The organism is Pseudomonas sp. FW300-N1A1, assembly GCF_058789115.1.
In genome coordinates this window covers 1-17,994 of the sequence record NZ_JBYTBK010000064.1, presented here as the reverse complement: position 1 = coordinate 17,994, position 17,994 = coordinate 1, and the positions used below count along the sequence as shown (strand labels likewise).

General features: G+C 54.2%; 15 protein-coding genes and 2 pseudogenes. 11 read left to right on the top strand and 6 right to left on the bottom strand.

Annotated elements, in window-relative coordinates; all coding sequences use genetic code 11:
- Positions 1-101: 101 nt before the first annotated feature.
- The gene (locus AC3WQN_RS24765; protein ID WP_103400297.1) at positions 102-272 is read right to left on the bottom strand and encodes a CsbD family protein; all 171 of its coding nucleotides are present in this window, start codon (positions 270-272) and stop codon (positions 102-104) included.
- A 304-nt stretch (positions 273-576) separates the two neighbouring features.
- Here AC3WQN_RS24765 and AC3WQN_RS24760 point away from each other — a divergent pair, with 304 nt between their 5' ends.
- The 3 genes from AC3WQN_RS24760 (at position 577) to AC3WQN_RS24750 (ending at position 1,654) form a co-directional block, all read left to right on the top strand.
- The gene (locus AC3WQN_RS24760) at positions 577-735 is read left to right on the top strand and encodes a DUF3309 family protein (RefSeq protein ID WP_095144215.1); all 159 of its coding nucleotides are present in this window, start codon (positions 577-579) and stop codon (positions 733-735) included.
- Between the two features lie 69 nt (positions 736-804).
- Complete coding sequence (locus AC3WQN_RS24755) at positions 805-1,365, top strand: lipid-binding SYLF domain-containing protein (RefSeq protein WP_103400296.1); 561 nt, start codon at positions 805-807, stop codon at positions 1,363-1,365.
- 52 nt (positions 1,366-1,417) lie between these two features.
- Entirely contained in the window at positions 1,418-1,654 is a 237-nt protein-coding gene (locus AC3WQN_RS24750) for a hypothetical protein (RefSeq protein WP_103400295.1), read from the top strand.
- Positions 1,655-2,186: 532 nt separating this feature from the next.
- On the opposite strand, the gene AC3WQN_RS24745 is transcribed toward AC3WQN_RS24750, so the two are convergent.
- Positions 2,187-2,702, bottom strand: a complete 516-nt coding sequence (locus AC3WQN_RS24745; protein WP_103400293.1) for a MepB family protein — start codon at positions 2,700-2,702, stop codon at positions 2,187-2,189.
- Entirely contained in the window at positions 2,699-3,124 is a 426-nt protein-coding gene (locus AC3WQN_RS24740; RefSeq protein WP_103400292.1) for an N-acetyltransferase, read from the bottom strand. Before AC3WQN_RS24740 ends, AC3WQN_RS24745 begins: the two co-directional genes overlap by 4 nt.
- A gap of 341 nt (positions 3,125-3,465) precedes the next feature.
- Here AC3WQN_RS24740 and AC3WQN_RS24735 point away from each other — a divergent pair, with 341 nt between their 5' ends.
- On the top strand, positions 3,466-4,719 hold the full coding sequence (locus AC3WQN_RS24735; RefSeq protein ID WP_103400339.1) for a tyrosine-type recombinase/integrase: 1,254 nt from the start codon (positions 3,466-3,468) through the stop codon (positions 4,717-4,719).
- Positions 4,720-4,948: 229 nt separating this feature from the next.
- Here the strand turns inward: AC3WQN_RS24735 and AC3WQN_RS24730 are convergent.
- Positions 4,949-5,332 (bottom strand): annotated as a pseudogene (locus AC3WQN_RS24730) (TatD family hydrolase); the annotation flags it as partial.
- Positions 5,333-5,547: 215 nt separating this feature from the next.
- On the opposite strand from AC3WQN_RS24730, the gene AC3WQN_RS24725 reads away from it, so the two are divergent.
- Positions 5,548-6,492 carry a hypothetical protein gene (locus tag AC3WQN_RS24725; RefSeq protein ID WP_146038375.1) on the top strand — a complete coding sequence of 315 codons (945 nt, stop codon included), beginning with the start codon at positions 5,548-5,550 and terminating at the stop codon, positions 6,490-6,492.
- A 65-nt stretch (positions 6,493-6,557) separates the two neighbouring features.
- Positions 6,558-7,496 carry an HNH endonuclease gene (locus tag AC3WQN_RS24720; protein WP_103400290.1) on the top strand — a complete coding sequence of 313 codons (939 nt, stop codon included), beginning with the start codon at positions 6,558-6,560 and terminating at the stop codon, positions 7,494-7,496.
- 63 nt (positions 7,497-7,559) lie between these two features.
- Here AC3WQN_RS24720 and AC3WQN_RS24715 read toward each other — a convergent pair whose 3' ends face one another.
- On the bottom strand, positions 7,560-11,435 hold the full coding sequence (locus tag AC3WQN_RS24715; protein WP_103400289.1) for a YobI family P-loop NTPase: 3,876 nt from the start codon (positions 11,433-11,435) through the stop codon (positions 7,560-7,562).
- Positions 11,436-12,005: 570 nt separating this feature from the next.
- Here AC3WQN_RS24715 and AC3WQN_RS24710 point away from each other — a divergent pair.
- On the top strand, positions 12,006-12,530 hold the full coding sequence (locus tag AC3WQN_RS24710; protein ID WP_256587277.1) for a hypothetical protein: 525 nt from the start codon (positions 12,006-12,008) through the stop codon (positions 12,528-12,530).
- 165 nt (positions 12,531-12,695) lie between these two features.
- Here AC3WQN_RS24710 and AC3WQN_RS24705 read toward each other — a convergent pair whose 3' ends face one another.
- Positions 12,696-13,913 (bottom strand): M24 family metallopeptidase, encoded by a 1,218-nt coding sequence (locus AC3WQN_RS24705; RefSeq protein ID WP_103400288.1) that lies wholly within the window; start codon positions 13,911-13,913, stop codon positions 12,696-12,698.
- 160 nt (positions 13,914-14,073) lie between these two features.
- On the opposite strand from AC3WQN_RS24705, the gene AC3WQN_RS24700 reads away from it, so the two are divergent.
- From AC3WQN_RS24700 to AC3WQN_RS24685, 4 genes and pseudogenes are all read left to right on the top strand, one after another.
- A complete protein-coding gene (locus AC3WQN_RS24700) occupies positions 14,074-14,640 on the top strand; it encodes a helix-turn-helix domain-containing protein (RefSeq protein WP_103400287.1) in 567 nt (188 codons plus the stop codon).
- A 261-nt stretch (positions 14,641-14,901) separates the two neighbouring features.
- Entirely contained in the window at positions 14,902-16,503 is a 1,602-nt protein-coding gene (locus AC3WQN_RS24695; RefSeq protein ID WP_103400286.1) for an ABC transporter substrate-binding protein, read from the top strand.
- Positions 16,504-16,709: 206 nt separating this feature from the next.
- Entirely contained in the window at positions 16,710-17,720 is a 1,011-nt protein-coding gene (locus AC3WQN_RS24690) for an ABC transporter permease subunit (protein WP_103400285.1), read from the top strand.
- Between the two features lie 11 nt (positions 17,721-17,731).
- A pseudogene (locus tag AC3WQN_RS24685) lies at positions 17,732-17,994 on the top strand (dipeptide ABC transporter permease DppC); the annotation flags it as partial.

Below are 17,994 nucleotides of genomic sequence, written 5' to 3'. Positions count from 1 at the left end.
CAGGCCGACCTGGTAAAGCATGGCCTGCCTAACGGCAGGCCGTTACCGGCCCGCACACAAAATATCTGACAGTCCCGGTCTCACCAGACTATTGAGTTGGATCAGTGTTTCAAATCTTCCTTCAGGTCCCCGAGACCCGCTTGAATAGTGCCAACGGTTTTCTCAATCTTTCCTCTTTCCTCCAGGCGTTTGTTGTCAACGGCTTTGCCTGCGACTTCCTTGATCGTGCCTTCAATTTCTTTAACCCTGCCTTTTACTTGATTCTTGTTCATGGTGTTCTCCAGTCTCTGCTTGCAATAAATTGTGCTTGTTGTCGCGCGTTTATAGCGACCACGTTCAAGAAGTTCGGTGCAAAAGAGTTTGAAGTCTGTACGGCAACACACATACCTGCAGACCAGCGGTCCGGAACTGTTGTTGTGCTCGCTTATTTCTGGCACTCACCGTTTCCAACGATGTGGATTGTGTGCGGTACCGTACAGATCGCCGCCAGCAAAGAGTTCACTCTGGTGTCGTCAAATCGCTGGGCATGCGCGACAGCGATCAAGCCTGTTCTTTCGCGCGCTTGAGGAAATAGCCATGAGCGTGGGCACAATCCTACTAATCATCTTAATCCTGCTACTGATCGGTGTGCTTCCGAGCTGGCCGCACAGCAGGAACTGGGGGTACGGACCGACTAGCGGGTTGGGCATCGTGGTGATCATTATCATCGTGTTGCTGCTGATGGGGCGGATATAACCGACTGACAGGTGTCAGTCGCATAACCAACGATGACTTCCTTTCTATTGCTGGCACTGGAGTTCAACAATGAAACATTCATTGCGATTGTTGTTTTCGATGTTTTTTGTCGTTTTGTCATTGGCATCAGCAGGGCTCATTAACAACGCTAGTGCTGCAACGGCCGCTGACCTAGACAAAGACTCCCAACAGGCCTTACAGATGCTCTACAAGGCACACCCATTGGCCGAAACCATGTCGCGCACCGCCAAGGCTGTGCTCGTATTCCCTAACATCGTTAAGGCGGGCCTGGTGTTTGGTGGTAGTTATGGTGAGGGTGAGTTGTTGATAGGTTCTAAAGTAGACGGCTACTACAACTCTGTGACTGGCTCCTGGGGGCTGCAGGCAGGTGCGCAATCCTACGCTTATGCAGTGTTCTTGATGACCGACAAAGCCCTTCAGTATGTGCGTGATACGAAGGGCTGGGAGGTCGGTGTAGGGCCCACTGTCGTGGTTGTCGATCAGGGTGTAGCGAAAAATTTATCGAGTTCGTCGTTGCAACAGGATGCTTATGCGTTTGTCTTTGATCAGCAAGGATTGATGGCGGGTATCAGCATTGAGGGCTCCAAGATTTCGCTCATCAAGCGCTAGCCCAGCGTACGCCCCGATCAATGTTGGGGCGTTCATCTCAGGCGCAATGCCCATGAATATCTTGACCATAGAAGGCTGGTATAAGACCAGTAGCGGGGCAACACCCATCGAACTGGGGCAAATCCATTTCCACGTCAGTGGGGCGAATCATGTGCGGCTTGAGGCGGCTGAAGAACAGCTGAAAAGGACCCAAGCGCCCGAGGTGATGGTCGATATCAGTCAGATGGATTTGATCCTGCCTCAGGAGTATGCCCCATTATCTGATTGCCAATACAGCGACCATCGATAGGTTGAGCGACGAAAGCAGAATCATGATGCAATGCAGCTTTGCATTCTGAGTAGTACCGCACGAAACTGTCTATTTCTGGCCCGATCTGCTTTTTTAGGAAAAATTGCAGAGGCAACACTATCCTGCCACCGGAGGTAAAATGCGAAAACTAAGCACAAGCCTTTCTTTTATCGTCGAGATATTCGTGTCCGGACCACATCCAGTCCACCCTGAAAGAATAGAGCGAAGGCCCTGGTTTCTCCGCCGCCAGCAGTGTCCAGGCGAGCAGGGCGCTGCCTACTGAAATGATCAAACCGGCGTTGAGCAGCAGTGCACCCCATGATCCGGTCACGGCTTCAATTACGCCGGCCATCGAGGGGGGGGCAGCGCCGCTAGATCAAGTAGTCATGGCTGTCCCCAGGAGACGCGAGTTCTGCATTCATCGAATGTGATTGGTGCAACGACGGTCTCTAGTTCCTGCTGAACGTCCCAAGCATAACTCAACTAAATGACTATTTAGTTGAGTTATATCTAGAGATTATAAGAAAGGCTGTCACGGCATACAGTGGAAAAGGGCGCGAACACGCACTGTAGAGGTCAGTTCAAAGGGGGTAACAGGCACAAAATACTCGACTTGCCACCTTTGAGTTTGCCATGCCTGCCGGGCTGAAGGCTTACTCCAGGGTGGGTAAACACGCAGTGCACGCTTGCCGCCGACACCACTTCTGGACATGACACCTAGGGAGAGCAAGGTTTCACGATCAAAAATGAACTGGCCACTTTGTCCTTCGTCTGTCACATGAACTACCACAAAATCGATGCCAACCGCGCTGTCCAGCGGTGCAATCACGCCGTCTGCACAGGCTCGTTTCCACAGAGTGACGAACTGACCGACCTTTGTCGGCGTGATTTTGGCAACCCGAAAGACTATCTGGCGATCATCAAGCGTGAAGCGGAACCCGCCATATTCTCGGGCTTCAATATCCGCTGAATAGTCGGCCGAGCATTGCAATGCGGCGGGCAAATACAGGGTGTTGATAGCCGTCAGCAAGGGCTGCGGGAAGATCAAGCCTTGTACGCCATCAGATACTCGCCATGGCCCGTTTGATCATCAACTTGCTCCTTGATCACCTCAAAGCCTTGCGACTGGTAAAAGGCGAAACTGGGCGTGTTTTCCTTGTAAACCGCCAGGGTCAACTCGTCACGAAGCTTTTTCGCGTGCTCGAGCAACTGCTTGCCCAGGCCTTTACCTTGATGGCCGGGATCAACAAACAGCGCAGCCAGTTGATTGCCCAGCAAAGAACAAAACCCCAGAACCCCGGATGGGTCCTCAATGACATAGGTCTCTGATGCCGGGATGTAAACGTCACGCATCGTCTCTGTATGGGATTGCCAGTAAGACGCATCGATAAAGTCATGGGCCTTGATCGACGCACTCAGCCAGATTTCCAGAATACGTTCCATGTCGCGATGTTCAAATGCTCTTGTCATTTGTCATTCCATTGTGGCGTGTGCAGTGCAAAGACTGTGATTATGCCGCAAAGCAAACATTCAGTGATCCGCACAGAATGAGTGAAATGTTCGAGGTCGATGGCGTCAGAACAAGGATTGGCCAAGAGAGGGATTTCCAGGCTTGAAATCTGACCTCCACTGACCCTGACACTCCAATACGAAGGTTCGCATAATGTATATTATGTTAAATCATGTGCTACGTCGGATATGTTCATGAGCAGCTTAAGCCACTGATTCGACAAACCCGGCTCTGACGTCCACTCTCTCGACGGGCCATGTACTGCGTGATCATGGTGAGACATTGAATGAAGTGGCTGCCGATGAAGCTGACTCAGTATCGTTACTCTTCTGGTCAGCGTGTACTGCTGCTCGTGCAGACTGGAGATGCGGCGCCGTTGCGGAAACTCGTCCCGTTCATCTACGTCCAGCTCAAGCTAAGGTACCGCGCTTGCAACACTACTGCGGCACATCTGCGTGCGATCCAGGCTTTCTACACCTATGCCAAAACTCGAGGTCTGGATATCGAAGAGACCATCTTGGCCTGCCACTTTAACGCGATTCTGGCTTTACTGGACGGCTACGCCATTTGGCTCCAAAGCAGCCGTCAAGCCGACAACCTGGTCGCCCGAATCGGCAAAGCTGAAACGGCACTTTTTCCGCAGATCGATCCGCGTACCCGTGACCAGTACCTGCGTTTGCTGAAGAAATACCTTTCCTGGTGCGTCACCCGATACATTCCGCGCGCCCGCCAAAACTCAACCACCCTGGCTAACATCGAGGTTGTATTTCCAGATGTCGCCGACGTCATTGAACGACGCTTTGAGAGCCATATCATCAATGTTCGTCCCGACCACGCTCGTTACCGCAGCCTGACAGTTACGCAACTCCAGATAATTCGCACACTGATTCGCCCGGGCGCTGCGGAGAATCCGTTTCCGGAACGATTGCAGTTGCGCAATTGGCTAATGATTGAGTTGCTGCTGGAGACCGGTATCCGTGGTGTAGAGCTTCTGAAGCTCTACACCACGGATATCAATCAGGGTTCTCAGCATGCCTATGTCAGCATCAATGACCGCGAACATGACCCAGGTGACCCGCGCGCTGAAGAGCCTGCGCTGAAAACACAGGGACGGACGGTAGGTATCTCCGCGCAGTTGTATGTGGTCTACGAGCACTATATCCAGGGCGAACGGCGCCCTCTGCGTAACGGAAAACCAATGAAATTGCTGTACCGCTATTTGTTCATCTCTGACCAAGGCCGTCCACTGTCGATCCGCGCATTGTCTAACGTCCTTGATCGGCTGTTTCTGACCATTGAACTGGCTCATCCGGGGTTGTTGCCTACACTTTCCGCGCATGACTTTCGCCACACCTTTGCCGACCGGTTTTTGGCTTGCCTGGTCGAGAAGCGTGGGCATGACCTGGAGCGGGCCACGGACGAACTCCGACGAGTCTGCGGTTGGTCTGACACTTCGACGATGCCACGCCGTTATGCAAGTCGTTATCTAGCCGAGTCGGCCAACCTCCACAATGCCCAGCGTGCCTCGGCAGCCTGGAGCCGACTTGACAGTTAAGGAGGTACGCCGTGACCAAATCAGCCGATCAAGAACACGTTTCACCCTCCTCCTCTTTTCCGGCCTACGTGTTCGAGGGCCCGACTCAGGTTGCCATTCGAACTCGCACTAATGACCAGCCAAGGTATGTCGATACTCTGGTGGGGGCAGTCAAAGATGCTAGTCAGGAGTGAAGCCAGCATCCCTGAAGACCAGCTCGTTGACCTGGAAGGCATTCACACCTGAGACATTAGGTACGCACTAAATCACGCAGATTACTGATGATTTGCGCAGCTGCTTGCTCTGACGATTGCTCTCGAAGAATTGCCAGCGCTTGTACAGTTTTCGGGATATCGGTAGCGGGCCTGGTCGGCCTACCCTCACATTGCACGAACGGGCCATCGGTTTCTGTGAGGATCCGATTAACAGGAAGTGAGGCGACAAGATTGCGATGCTTAGTGGAGGTCAGCATTTGCGAGTTGATCGAAATGTAGCCCACGGTTGGTATCCATTCAGTTTTCAAGCTGCGAAACACACGCTTCATTGGCGCATAATCCCAACAGTTTCCACGACGGCTCATGCTTTGGCACATGCGGTAACGCCAGAGCCGTTGGCGAAACTGGCGACTGCCATAGACGTCAGGCCAGTTGTTTCTCAATCTTTGTCAACTCTGCTTTAAACTGCTTGGGTGTCTGCTGGTCATCCTCCAAGGATGTTGAGCCAGGGCAGTAATGGCAATACGATTGCCAGATAGCTCCGACCATCACAAGTTTCCATCCCGCCGATAATAGGCCGGACAAGTGCTCTTAGACCGCTAGCCGATCCCAATAAGCAATAATGGTTCTTCAAATGTTCGAGGCGAGCCACGCACGCCCCTCAACCAGCAACCTTCGTGCGGATTTCAAAGAGCGAGTAACCGGTATCATGCAGGACTGGATTCAACGCAAATACAACGAAATATCCGCGTCTAATCTCTTTTATATTTTTTCCATGGCGACCTTCTTGCTCGGAATGGTGCTGTCACACTGGCTCGGCGCCCTTGCGATGGATATTGCTGTAATAATTGGATCGATCGGAGTTATAGGAGGTTTCATTTCGTGGTGTATGCCAGCTGTTCAATGGGTCAGCGCAGCATGGGAAAGTACGCTGGGGAAAATCGCCGTGGCCCTTCTTCATTTTGTAGTCCTTCTGGTAGCCACTGTGATGGCTCGGTCGCTTGTTTCCGAGTCCTTGGGTTTACCTCCACAAAGCTTTGACGTAACAGTCGGTTTTCTCATCGTCGCCTTCTACATCCCGGCATTGATGACAGTTGCGTCCATAGCGCTCCTTTTCTTTGCGATCGTGATGAGCATAGTCGGACTCATTCAGATGGTGACGCTTAATTCGATACAGATGCTCAACCCCGTATTGGAAATAGTGGGCCTGAAAAATAAAATTCCCAGACCCTCCCCGACTGCAATGCTCCATTCGTTTGGTTCGTTGATGATGGTGGTTGTACTGGTGAGCGGCAGCTCATACATGTCGGGCCAGCATCGTTCATGGGTACATACAGTAGTAAAGGTGGTAGCAGTTCTAAGCGATTTTCAACTGGCAGTTAATTATCCGGGAGGAGAGAACGATGTGCGAATTCATCCTTTAGAGAACGGATTGGTAGCCTTTGCCAAGGTTGAAGATGACCGTAGCATTTCTATTCACATTCGAAAGCAGGGAGACGAAATCGGGTCGCATCAGATCGGCACCTCGATTCCTTCCATCAAACAGATGACTAGCCCTTTGATTGAGAGCCTACGTTGAGCAACGTCATGGTGACGGAGAACAACACGACCCGAAAGTCCGGGTGAAAACAGGAGGCGCTCGACATGTTAGAAAAATTTCTTCGGTGGAACGACGTACAGAACAAGGCGTTTACAGAGCGCTACCAAGTGCTGTCTGTGGACATTGAGTCTGCCGTGCAGAAAAAAATCCTCTTGGGTGAGGGCGAACCCAGGATTTGTCGATACTGCGGTGACGACTCCACCCGGACGACCTTCAAGGAGCAGTCGCACGCGATCCCCATATTTCTGGGCAACAAAACAGTCATCGACCTGCTGGAATGCGACCGCTGCAACCACCATTTTGGCGATCATTTTGAAAACAGTTTTGCCAATTACACATATCCCTTTCGCCCGCTTCAACGGACGAGAGGTCGTAATGGGATTCCAGTCTACAAGGACAAGGATTTGCGGGTAGCAGCAACGGGGCCATCTCAGTTGGAGATTTGGGCACACGGCGATCTTGATTACGAAGACCTGAAGGTAGAGGGAAAAAACCAGTTGAAGCTGCCCACTAAACGGCAGCCGTACTATCCAACGGCTATTCAGAAGTCGCTAATAAAAATAGCCCTGGCTGTTATGCCGTCAGAGGATCATTCCAGGTTCATTGACCTCAAGAGATGGCTGCTCGAAAAAGATCACAGGCCGGGCTTTGGCGGCTTCGGGCCAATCATGGAGTGGATCATCAACGGTCCCACAAATCCCGATCAGATTCGGTGCATTGTCGCTCGTGCAAAAGAGCACTGCAGAGATAATGTATTTGAGTACCAGTTGATATTTCGCTACGGAAATTTTCAGTACCAACTCGTCATTCCGCTTTCCGACGAAGCTGGCAAAGAAAAATATTATGTACGAGCACCGTTGCTGATGCCTGACGAGCATTTTCTTATCTATGGTCTGTCGGATTTCAAGGATAAAAATTTCGAGTCCTGCGAACGGGTAGAAAATGAAGAGGTCTGTTTGCAAATACAGTACGAGAAAGATTAGTGAGTGATACGGGCTTTGTATCAGCTGATCGCGTGAACAGTTTTTGAAACTCGTGCCAGTAGATCAGATCATGCCTTTAGGCTTAGCAGTCGCGCTGATGACAGCGTCCTTCTCCGTTACAGTCTGGACAAAACCTCTTGTTTGAAGAGCGTTGACCAGCATCATGTTGAGATCGGTGTGTGGCACTTCAATTTTTTTGACATGTGGTGAAAGCTTTGTGAAGCCGCTCTCGCTCAGCATGCCAAGGACGGAGGCTGCTTCAGCCCAGCTGCACAATGGCAAGCATTGGATCAGCACTTCAGAGCGCTGAGCAGAGGTCAGCCCCTCCCCACTTGCGAACTTCTTGAGTGCGGGGATAAACGTCGGCGGGAAGCTTGCCGAGTGTCGATTAGCGACGCGGCAGGTTTCAGCGACCTCTTTGATGGCCTCGTTGTTGGTGTCGAAGGCTTCAATCGGTAACGCCGTCCACATTTGGATTTTTTCATTCAGCTCAAGCGCACCGCTTTTACTGAGTGGCAACGCCATGTCGATCGACATTTGGGATAGATCAATTTGGTCGCGTGCCTGTACCCAGTGTGCTGCGAGATACGGAGCTTCCAGATTTGCACTGAATGTCCTGATGCTCTCGCGGATTTCAGGGCTGTACGCCAGAAACGACGCACTTGCGAGCATCTCCCAGCGTTCCCTGGATTGCAGTCCCTTAAGAATCCCGGGATCGCTCAAGACGACGTTCGTGAAGAGCACTTCAAGTGTTTCGTTAGATAGCTCTGTTGTGACGAGAAGGTACTTCTGCAGCTCTTGATGCATGGGGGTATCGAAGTCCCAGAGATCATCTCCTAGCTCCTTAGCATGGCGCTGGATAAAGCTTGTGAAAGCCTCCATGTCCGAGGTTTGCCCTAAACCCGGAACGCGTATGCCTTCGAAGAATTTCCACACTGCAATAGCCTTCAATTTCACCCGATCAGACAACAGCATCTTCGACCACAACGATGGGGTTGTGTCTTCAAGTCGGTCGAAGGTGCATGTCGTTCGATCAAACAATTGAGCTACAGCATCTGAATCATCCGACTCTTGCAAAATGGCCTGTAGCAGTTCGTTAAAGGAGGCCGTGGACTCGTCCAGCGTGCCAACTTGAGCTAGAAGCGTGGTCGTAAATTCCTCTGGCGACTCAAGCAGGAGTTCATTTAGGTCCTCAATCTCCAGCGCTTGCAGTCGACGATAGGAAATGATGCTTCCACTGTGATCAGCTTTGCTTGCATGAGTAAATTCGGCTTTTTGGCAAATCAGCGTGAGCATGTTCAGATTTACCTTAACGCAACCCCACTTGATCAGCTTCTTGAGGTCGTCCAGGACGATGCCGTCATTTAACGCTGAGAAGCGCATCGGTAGTTCTTTCAGCCAAGGCCAGCCTTTACCCCCTGCTTCGAGTCCAGGCATCAAGCGCGAGACGTCTTCGAGACTCGCAATGGCATCATAAATACTCTTGTCAGGCATGGAATCAAGCTTACGGAGCTGTGCAGCCTCCAATCCATCCATGACCGCAGTGATCAGTGCTTGCCTCAATACCGCTGGCTCGAATCGCTCAGCATTCAACAACGATTGGAACAACCCAGGCTCCAGAACATAAACAGCCTGAATGAACTTTGGCGATGTCGCGATCGATATCAAAATTTCGGTCGCTTGCGCCATTCTGTCCAGGTGCCCATCAAGTCCACTCCTAAGAATAGTCGTGAGCTTACTGCTCTCATGACTCATGCCGGAATCGTTGTATGGACAGCTAGAAAGGTGCTCGATCAGCGCGACAATGATGCCCCTGCCATCGCTAAGATCATCAGTATCCAGCTTTTCCACGGCCTTTTTCGGGGCACTGATCACAGTCGTGACGTCCACGGAGACACCACGTCTCAGTTCCAGAATCAGGTTTTTGTCCTCGGATGTGAGGGATCCTTCGTAGAAGTAGCCGAAGTAGTCTGTGTAATCGGTGTCGAAGTATCCGTGGCGCATCAGGTAGATGACAACGTCCAAGCCGTTCAGTTTTTGAGTGATGACATCGCCGTAGGTTTTTTTGGCAGCGGCCCGGAAGGTTTGGTGATTAATTCGGCCTGCCTCGATTCGGTGTTCGGCCATTTCATCATCAATATCAACAAGCGTTCTCTGGAGCAGGTCATACCTTTTCTGGTATGACGTCGACGCTAGAAGCTCCTTAGCGCCCACAGTCTCTGACGTCTGCAACACCCGCCTTTGCACGTCGGTATGGATCATCTGCAATCGAGTCGATTGATTGACAATCCCGTCAAAAACTTGATCAGTAACAAAATCGATCATCGAAAACATGTTGCCCTGTACCACCTGGACATAGTTCGCACCTGGTAATTTTGAAGCATTCTTAAGCTCAAACCAAACGTACGCCCGCAGCTCTGCCACACTCTCAGCGATTTCCTGTACCCGCTTTTCCCGCTTCTCCCGCAACGCCTGGTAGGCATCTTCAGACTGCTTGGACTGCTGGAATCGCCACTCACTGAAACCTTGGATGGTCTCGTAAATGGCCCCACGTCGCCTAACTAGGTCAGCGTATTCAGCAGGATGCAGATTGCGAATCGCGATAATTGAAAACAGCTTGTTCGGATCAAGCTTCAGGCCGGAGCCACCGCTGAGAATGCTGGAGAACATGTCGAATTCGTTGACGATATTCTTGATCAACCGCATGTCATCGATGAGGTAACAAACGGTTTCGACCAACGATTCATTAAGCCCAGTGTCCAGCGCTGCACCATTGAACTGTCGCTCACGAAGCATCTTGAACATTTGCTCGCGAGAGTTCTCGGAGTTGACCACGGGGATTATCGGAATGATCAGGTCGAAAAATTTCGTTTTCTCACCGACGGCGAACAGCTCATCCCGAAGCGCATAGATGAAGTAAACCGGTCGTTTGATTTGCGGGGACTGCTTGATGATGAAATTGATTTCCCGCAGCCGTGTGAAGACGTCATGAATACCAAATCTGTCGAGATCCTCGATCACCACGATGTCGATTTTGCTGCGTTCAAAGCAGTAGACGATTTCATCAACATTTTTGTGCAACACGGAGCCGTGGTGAGTCGTTTCCAGTTTTCCGCCCTTGATCGTGAAGCCGTCAATGCTGAACAGGGAAAGCAGCTTCAACGCCGAGAACAACATGTAGATGCCACCAACCCCCAGCACCAGAACAACTGACCACCCCGGGATCCATAGAAGCCATTCGACCAACCAAGCCGGGTCGATTTTCGGTAGCTTCTCGACTGTTGGAACGTAAAGTCTCAGTACGCTTACGATCATCAGAACGTAGAAAATTGTACGCACCCAGATGCTGGACGAAGACGCCTGGATAATTCGCTTCAATCGGCTTTTCGGTAGTTCATCTGACGGCACCGCGTACAGCAGTTGCTGAACGATGGTTTCCTCGATACGCGTCAAAATATCCAAATCGGTTTTTTTCTCTGCACCTTTGGGATCTGGGGTGTTTGAACTGGAATCAGGGGGAGTGACTGGAGCATCAGACGAAGTCACCTTTTCTGCCCCGCCCTTGTTCAGGTCTTTGCCGAAGGCTGCCAGCGATACAAATGCATAGGTGAGTTCAGGGTGACGATCGACAAACGTACGGATAACGCTGCTCTTGCCGGCGCCATACTCCCCAGTAATCGCGATATTGCGAATCTGGTCGTTACTCAGTGCGCTCAGCAGCTCACTCTCGTAACGATGTGACCGATCCACCTCCAAAAGTACAGGCGTGAGCGGCTCGAAGACATTTTTACCGCTGGGCACAGCCAAGTATTCACGTGCGGCGGCCACGGCTTTGTCGGCAGCTTTTCTGTAGCGTTTGTACTGTCCCATTGCATGATTCACGAGCGAGCTGACGTACTCGCACTTCGAAGAAAACACCTGAGCTAAACGACGGAACATCCCTGTCTCCTATGCCGCTGAAAGGCTGTCCGGGGGAACCGCCAAAAATGGTCATTACTTAAAATCTACAGTCAACGCGATACGTATTTATACAAGTATTGCGGATGATAGCGCACCGCCATCTCGGAATGCGACGAACGCGCTGTAGCTTCCTTAAAGCGCTTTTTCTGGAGGGCATACTTACCTCCTTGCTGGATGTGTTCTCACGAGGCAAGACGTTCCAAGCCAAGACATAACGGAAAAACGTTTTTACCGGCCTTCAGATTTTTGCAGGCATGTTGAGTAGTCAGAGGTCGGGGCGGCGAGGCTAAGACGGGCGGGGAAAACGAAGTCTATGAACATAAATCGATGAACCGTCGCATTCATTTCAGGAGCATTTAGCCAGCAGTGGTAGACCCACGAGCGACTTATGAACATATGACATCGCCCATAAGTTAAACGACAGGTCATGTCATAGATGTTCATGAGCTGCCTAAGCCACTGATTCGACAGATACGTTTCTGACGTCCACTCTCTCAATGGGCCATGTCCTTCGTGTTCATGGCGAGTCATTGAATGAGGTGGCTGCCGATGAAACTGATTCAGTGCCGTTTCTCTTCAGGTCAGCGAGTACCGCTGCTCGTGCAGACCGGAGATGCGGCGCCGCTGCCCATGCTTGTCCCGTTCATCTACGTTCAACTCAAGCTAAGGTACCGCGCTTACAACACGGCTGCGGCACATCTGCGCGCAATCCAGGCTTTCTACACCTATGCCAAAACTCGAGGTCTGGATATCGAAGAGACCATCTTGGCCTGCCACTTTAACGCGATTCTGGCTTTACTGGACGGCTACGCCATTTGGCTCCAAAGCAGCCGTCAAGCCGACAACCTGGTCGCCCGAATCGGCAAAGCTGAAACGGCACTTTTTCCGCAGATCGATCCGCGTACCCGTGACCAGTACCTGCGTTTGCTGAAGAAATACCTTTCCTGGTGCGTCACCCGATACATTCCGCGCGCCCGCCAAAACTCAACCACCCTGGCTAACATCGAGGTTGTATTTCCAGATGTCGCCGACGTCATTGAACGACGCTTTGAGAGCCATTGTCAGCATCAATGACCGCGAACATGACCCAGGTGACCCGCGCGCTGAAGAGCCTGCGCTGAAAACGCACGGACGGACCGTAGGTATCTCTGCACAGTTGTATGAGGTCTATGAGCGCTATATCCAGAGCGAACGGCGCCCACGCGAAGGTGCTGTCCGCGCCGGGTCACAAGCCTGCCCTCAGGCCTCCAACCCGAACGGGTCGTCTACGGAATGGCTCGGCTGGGTAAACCAGCGCGGGCCAGTGGCGGTCATGTAGAAATGATCCTCCAGGCGAATGCCGAACTCGCCCGGCACGCAAATCATCGGCTCATTGGAGAAGCACATGCCCTCGGCCAGCGGCGTCTGGTCATCACGCACCAGGTAGGGCCCTTCGTGTATGTCCAGGCCGATGCCATGTCCGGTGCGGTGCGGCAAGCCGGGTAACTGGTAGTCAGGGCCGAGACCGGCGGCTTCCAGGCTAAGCCGCGCGGCGGCATCCACCACCCGGCAGGGTTCGCCCAGGCGCGCGGCGTCGAAGGCGGCCTGCTGGGCGGTCTTTTCCAGGTTCCACATGGCGCGCTGGCGGTCGCTCGGGGTGCCGAACACGTAACTGCGAGTGATATCCGACTGGTAGCCGTGGAGCAGGCAGCCCGTGTCGATCAGCACCATGTCGCCGTCCTTGAGTACCTGCGCGTGCTTCACCCCATGGGGGAAGGCGCTGGCCTCGCCGAACAGCACGATGCAGAAGGTTGAACCCGGCGCGCCCACCTTGCGGTGCGCCTCGCGGATGAACTCGGCAACCTCGGTGGTGCTGATGCCTGCGCGCAGGATGCTGGCGGCAGCCTTGTGCACTTCCAAGGTCATGTCTTTGGCGCGCTGCATCAGCGCCAATTCTGTAGCGGACTTGTGATAGCGACACAGGTTTATCACGCAAGAAGCGTCTACGAACTCGAAACCCGATCCGAGGCGGCGGATTGCGTCGAACATGAAGAACGCCAGGGACGGGCACAGCCCCACCACTGCGTCGGCGGCGATGCCCATTCCAGCGAGCATGTCGAGCAGCAGGCGGTAGGGACTCTCGTGCTCATGCCAACCATGGATAACCCCATCCACCTCGCGGAAGTCGCGGATGGTGCCCTCTTCGAAGGCCGGGGCGATATAGGCCAGCGGGCCGTCGGCGGGCAGCACGGCGCCGACCATGCGTTCGCTCGGGCTCCACTTCACCCCGGTGAAGTAGTACAGGTTGCTGCCAGCGTTCAGGTAGAGGGCGGCGATGCCCTGCTCTCGCATCAGGCCCTGGGCCTTGGCAATGCGTGACTGGTATTCGTCGAGGCCGATGGGCTGCATGCCCGCGGTCATCTTCGCCAGGCCGGTCAGCGCCTGTTCCGGAGTTTTGCCACCTACACCCACTGTCATCTCGTTCTCCCGAATTATGTTGCAGTGCGTGAAATTTAAGCCTGACTTAAAATTGCGTCAATACGTATTTTCAGTGCGACTTAATTTCAATCAGGCGAAAAGCCTTTTCGGCAATGCCCTGCCCGCTATACTGGCGCCTTTCAGAACACGAGCCACGCCAATGACCGCAGAACAGATCGGGGAACGGCTGCGCCGCCACCGCCGCGCCGCCAACAAGACCCTGAACCAAGTCGCCACTGAAACAGGCCTCACAGCCAGCTTCCTGTCCCAGGCGGAGCGTAACCTCACTGGCGTGTCCATCTCCTCGCTGGCGAGAATCGCAAATGCCTTGGGCATTCCGCTCAATACCCTGTTCGACCAACCCGCCCAGCCCCAGCCCGACTCCCACCAGGGCCAGCGCGTGCGGTACTCCATCGGTAGCCAGCCGCTGGTCTACGAGCGCCTGTCCAGCAACTTCCCCGGCAACCTGATCAATGCGATGAAAATGACCATGGCGGTGGGCTACCAGTCCGAGCTCATCTCCCACGAAGGCGCAGAGTTTACCTATGTGCTCTCCGGGCAAATCGTCTACACCATCGAAGGCCACACCTACCCGCTCGGCCCGGGGGGATCGGTGCATTTCGACTCCACCAAACAGCATTCCATCGCTAACTCTGGCAACGAAGTTGCCGAAGTGCTGGTCGTCACCACCATGGGGGGCCTGCTCGACGATCACCCCACGGCCTGACCGACCGCCATCAAAAAGTAAGTATCACTGAATTTAAGTTGTAATTAATTTTAGAATCACTTAAGTTTTTCCTCGGCCGGTGGCGGCGCGAGCATCCCTCCCCCCTTCAGCGCTACCGCCCGAGCCAGGACGTCGGCCTTCGGCTGCCTATTCGCAAATGACAGGCAGCCTCCAGCCCGTAAAGCCGCAGGGTCAGGTGCATCCCCCCAGGAATGGACTACTTGATCTGCCGCCCTCAAAAATAACAACAATGAGGTTCGCATGCGCAAAAAAGCCACACTCAAGACCATGATCGCCGCCAGCCTGATCCTCGGTTCCGGCTTCACCCACGCCGCCAGCAACCTGGTGTTCTGCTCCGAAGGCAGCCCAGCTGGCTTCGACCCAGGCCAATACACCACGGGGACCGACTTCGACGCCTCAGCCGAGACCGTATTCAACCGTCTCTCGCAGTTCGAACGTGGCGGCACCAAGGTCATCCCGGGCCTGGCAACCAGCTGGGACGTTTCTCCCGATGGCCTGACCTACACCTTCCACCTGCGTGACGGGGTCAAGTTCCACACCACCGACTACTTCAAGCCGACCCGCGACTTCAACGCCGACGACGTGCTGTTCACCTTCAATCGCATGCTCGACAAGGACATGCCGTTCCGCAAGGCCTACCCCACTGAATTCCCCTACTTCACCGACATGGGGATGAACGAAAACATCACCAAGGTCGAAAAAGTCGACGACCATACCGTCAAGTTCACCCTCAAGGGTGTCGACGCAGCCTTCATCCAGAACCTGGCCATGAGCTTCGCCTCGATCCAGTCGGCCGAATACACCAACCAGTTGCTCAAGGAAGGCAAGGCCCAGGACATCAACCAGAAGCCGATCGGCACTGGCCCGTTCGTGTTCAGCAAGTACCAGAAAGACGCCCAGATTCGCTTCAAGGGCAACAAGGATTACTGGAAGCCTGAAGACGTGAAGATCGACAATCTGATCTTCGCCATCACCACCGACGCCTCGGTGCGCATGCAAAAGCTGAAAAAGAACGAATGCCAGATCACCGCCTTCCCGCGCCCGGCCGATATCAAGCCGCTGCAGGAAGACAAGAACATCAAGATGCCTAGTCAACCAGGCTTCAACCTTGGCTACATCGCCTACAACTTCACCCGCAAGCCGTTCGACAAGCTCGAAGTACGCCAGGCGCTAGACATGGCGGTAAACAAGAAAGCCATCATCGACGCCGTTTACCAGGGCGCCGGCCAATTGGCCGTCAACGGCCTGCCGCCGACCCAGTGGTCCTACGACGAGACCATCAAGGACGCCGGCTACAACCCGCAGAAGGCCAAGGAGCTGCTGAAGGCTGCAGGCGTGAAAGAAGGCACAGAAATCACCCTCTGGGCCATGCCGGTGCAGCGCCCCTACAACCCCAACGCCAAGCTGATGGCCGAAATGCTCCAGGCCGACTGGGCCAAAATCGGCATCAAGGCCAACATCGTCAGCTACGAATGGGGCGAGTACATCAAGCGCGCCCACGCCAGCGAGCACGACGCCATGCTGATCGGCTTCACTGGCGACAACGGTGACCCGGACAACTGGCTCGGCACCCTCTACAGCTGCAACGCGGTCAACGGCAACAACTTCTCCAAGTGGTGCGATGATGGCTACGACAAACTGGTGAACGCCGCCGAGGCCACCGCCGATGTGGAAAAGCGCACTGCGCTCTACAAAGAAGCGCAGCATGTCCTGAAAGCGCAGGTGCCGATCACCCCGATCGCCCACTCCACGGTCTACCAGCCGATGCGCGTCAGTGTGAAGGACTTCCAGATCAGCCCCTTCGGACTCAGCAGTTTCTACGGCGTCCACAACGAACAGTGAGCGACAGGGGCCGGCCAAGCGGCCCCCTTCGCCTTCCTCGAGCCGGCGCCAGACCGGCGAGGACTTTCTCACCTGCCACAACGAAAAAAAATAAGCGCCACACCGGGAAACGTCGAGCCGGAGCCTTTACCCACGCGGCCTAAACTGCTGTGAACGGCTAGCACGCTGACCGGCATTACAAAAATAATAACGAGTGATAAGCCCAAATGCTGAGTTTTATTACCCGCCGACTGGGGTTACTGATCCCCACGTTCTTCGGCATCACCTTGCTGACTTTCGCGTTGATTCGCATGATCCCTGGCGACCCCGTAGAAGTCATGATGGGCGAACGTCGGGTCGATCCCGAAATGCATGCTCAGGCAATGGAACGCCTAGGTCTGAACAAACCCCTGTATGCCCAATACCTGGACTACATCGGCAAGCTGGCCCATGGCGACCTCGGGGAATCCCTGCGTACCCGTGAAAGCGTCTGGACCGAATTCACCTCCCTATTCCCCGCGACCCTGGAACTGTCCATGGCCGCCCTGTTGTTCGCCGGCATCCTGGGTCTTCTGGCCGGGGTGATCGCGGCACTCAAGCGAGGGTCCCTGTTCGACCATGGCGTGATGGGCATCTCCCTGGCGGGATACTCGATGCCGATCTTCTGGTGGGGCCTGATCCTGATCATGTTCTTCTCGGTAAGCCTGGGCTGGACCCCGGTATCCGGGCGGATCGACCTGCTGTACGACATCGAGCCGCGCACCGGCTTCATGCTGATCGATACGCTGCTGGCCGATGACGTCGGCGCGTTCCTCGATGCCCTGCATCACCTGATCCTGCCGGCTATCGTGCTCGGCACCATTCCGCTGGCGGTGATTGCGCGGATGACCCGTTCGTCGATGCTCGAAGTGCTGCGTGAAGACTATATCCGTACCGCCCGCGCCAAAGGCCTGTCGCCGTCGCGCGTGGTGTTCGTGCACGGCCTGCGTAACGCGCTGATTCCGGTACTGACCGTGGTCGGCCTGCAAGTCGGCACCCTGCTGGCCGGTGCGGTCCTGACCGAAACCATCTTCTCCTGGCCCGGCATCGGCAAATGGCTGATCGAAGCCATTGGCGCCCGGGACTATCCGGTCGTACAAAACGGCATCCTGTTAATCGCCTGCCTGGTGATTCTGGTCAACTTCGTGGTGGATATCCTCTACGGCTTTGCCAACCCACGCATCCGTCATCAGCGCTGAGGTCAATACCCATGAGCACTCCAACATCCTCAGTAGCCACCGCCACGCCTGTCGTGGATCAGAGCCTGCTGTACCCGTCGCCGTACAAAGAATTCTGGCAAGCGTTCTCCAAGAACAAGGGCGCCGTCGCCGGCCTGATGTTCATGCTGCTGGTGATTTTCTGCGCCATTTTCGCCCCGTGGGTTGCGCCCCATGATCCGAGCGAGCAATACCGCGACTTCCTGCTGACCCCACCGGCCTGGCTGGAAGGCGGGCAAATGCAGTTCCTGCTCGG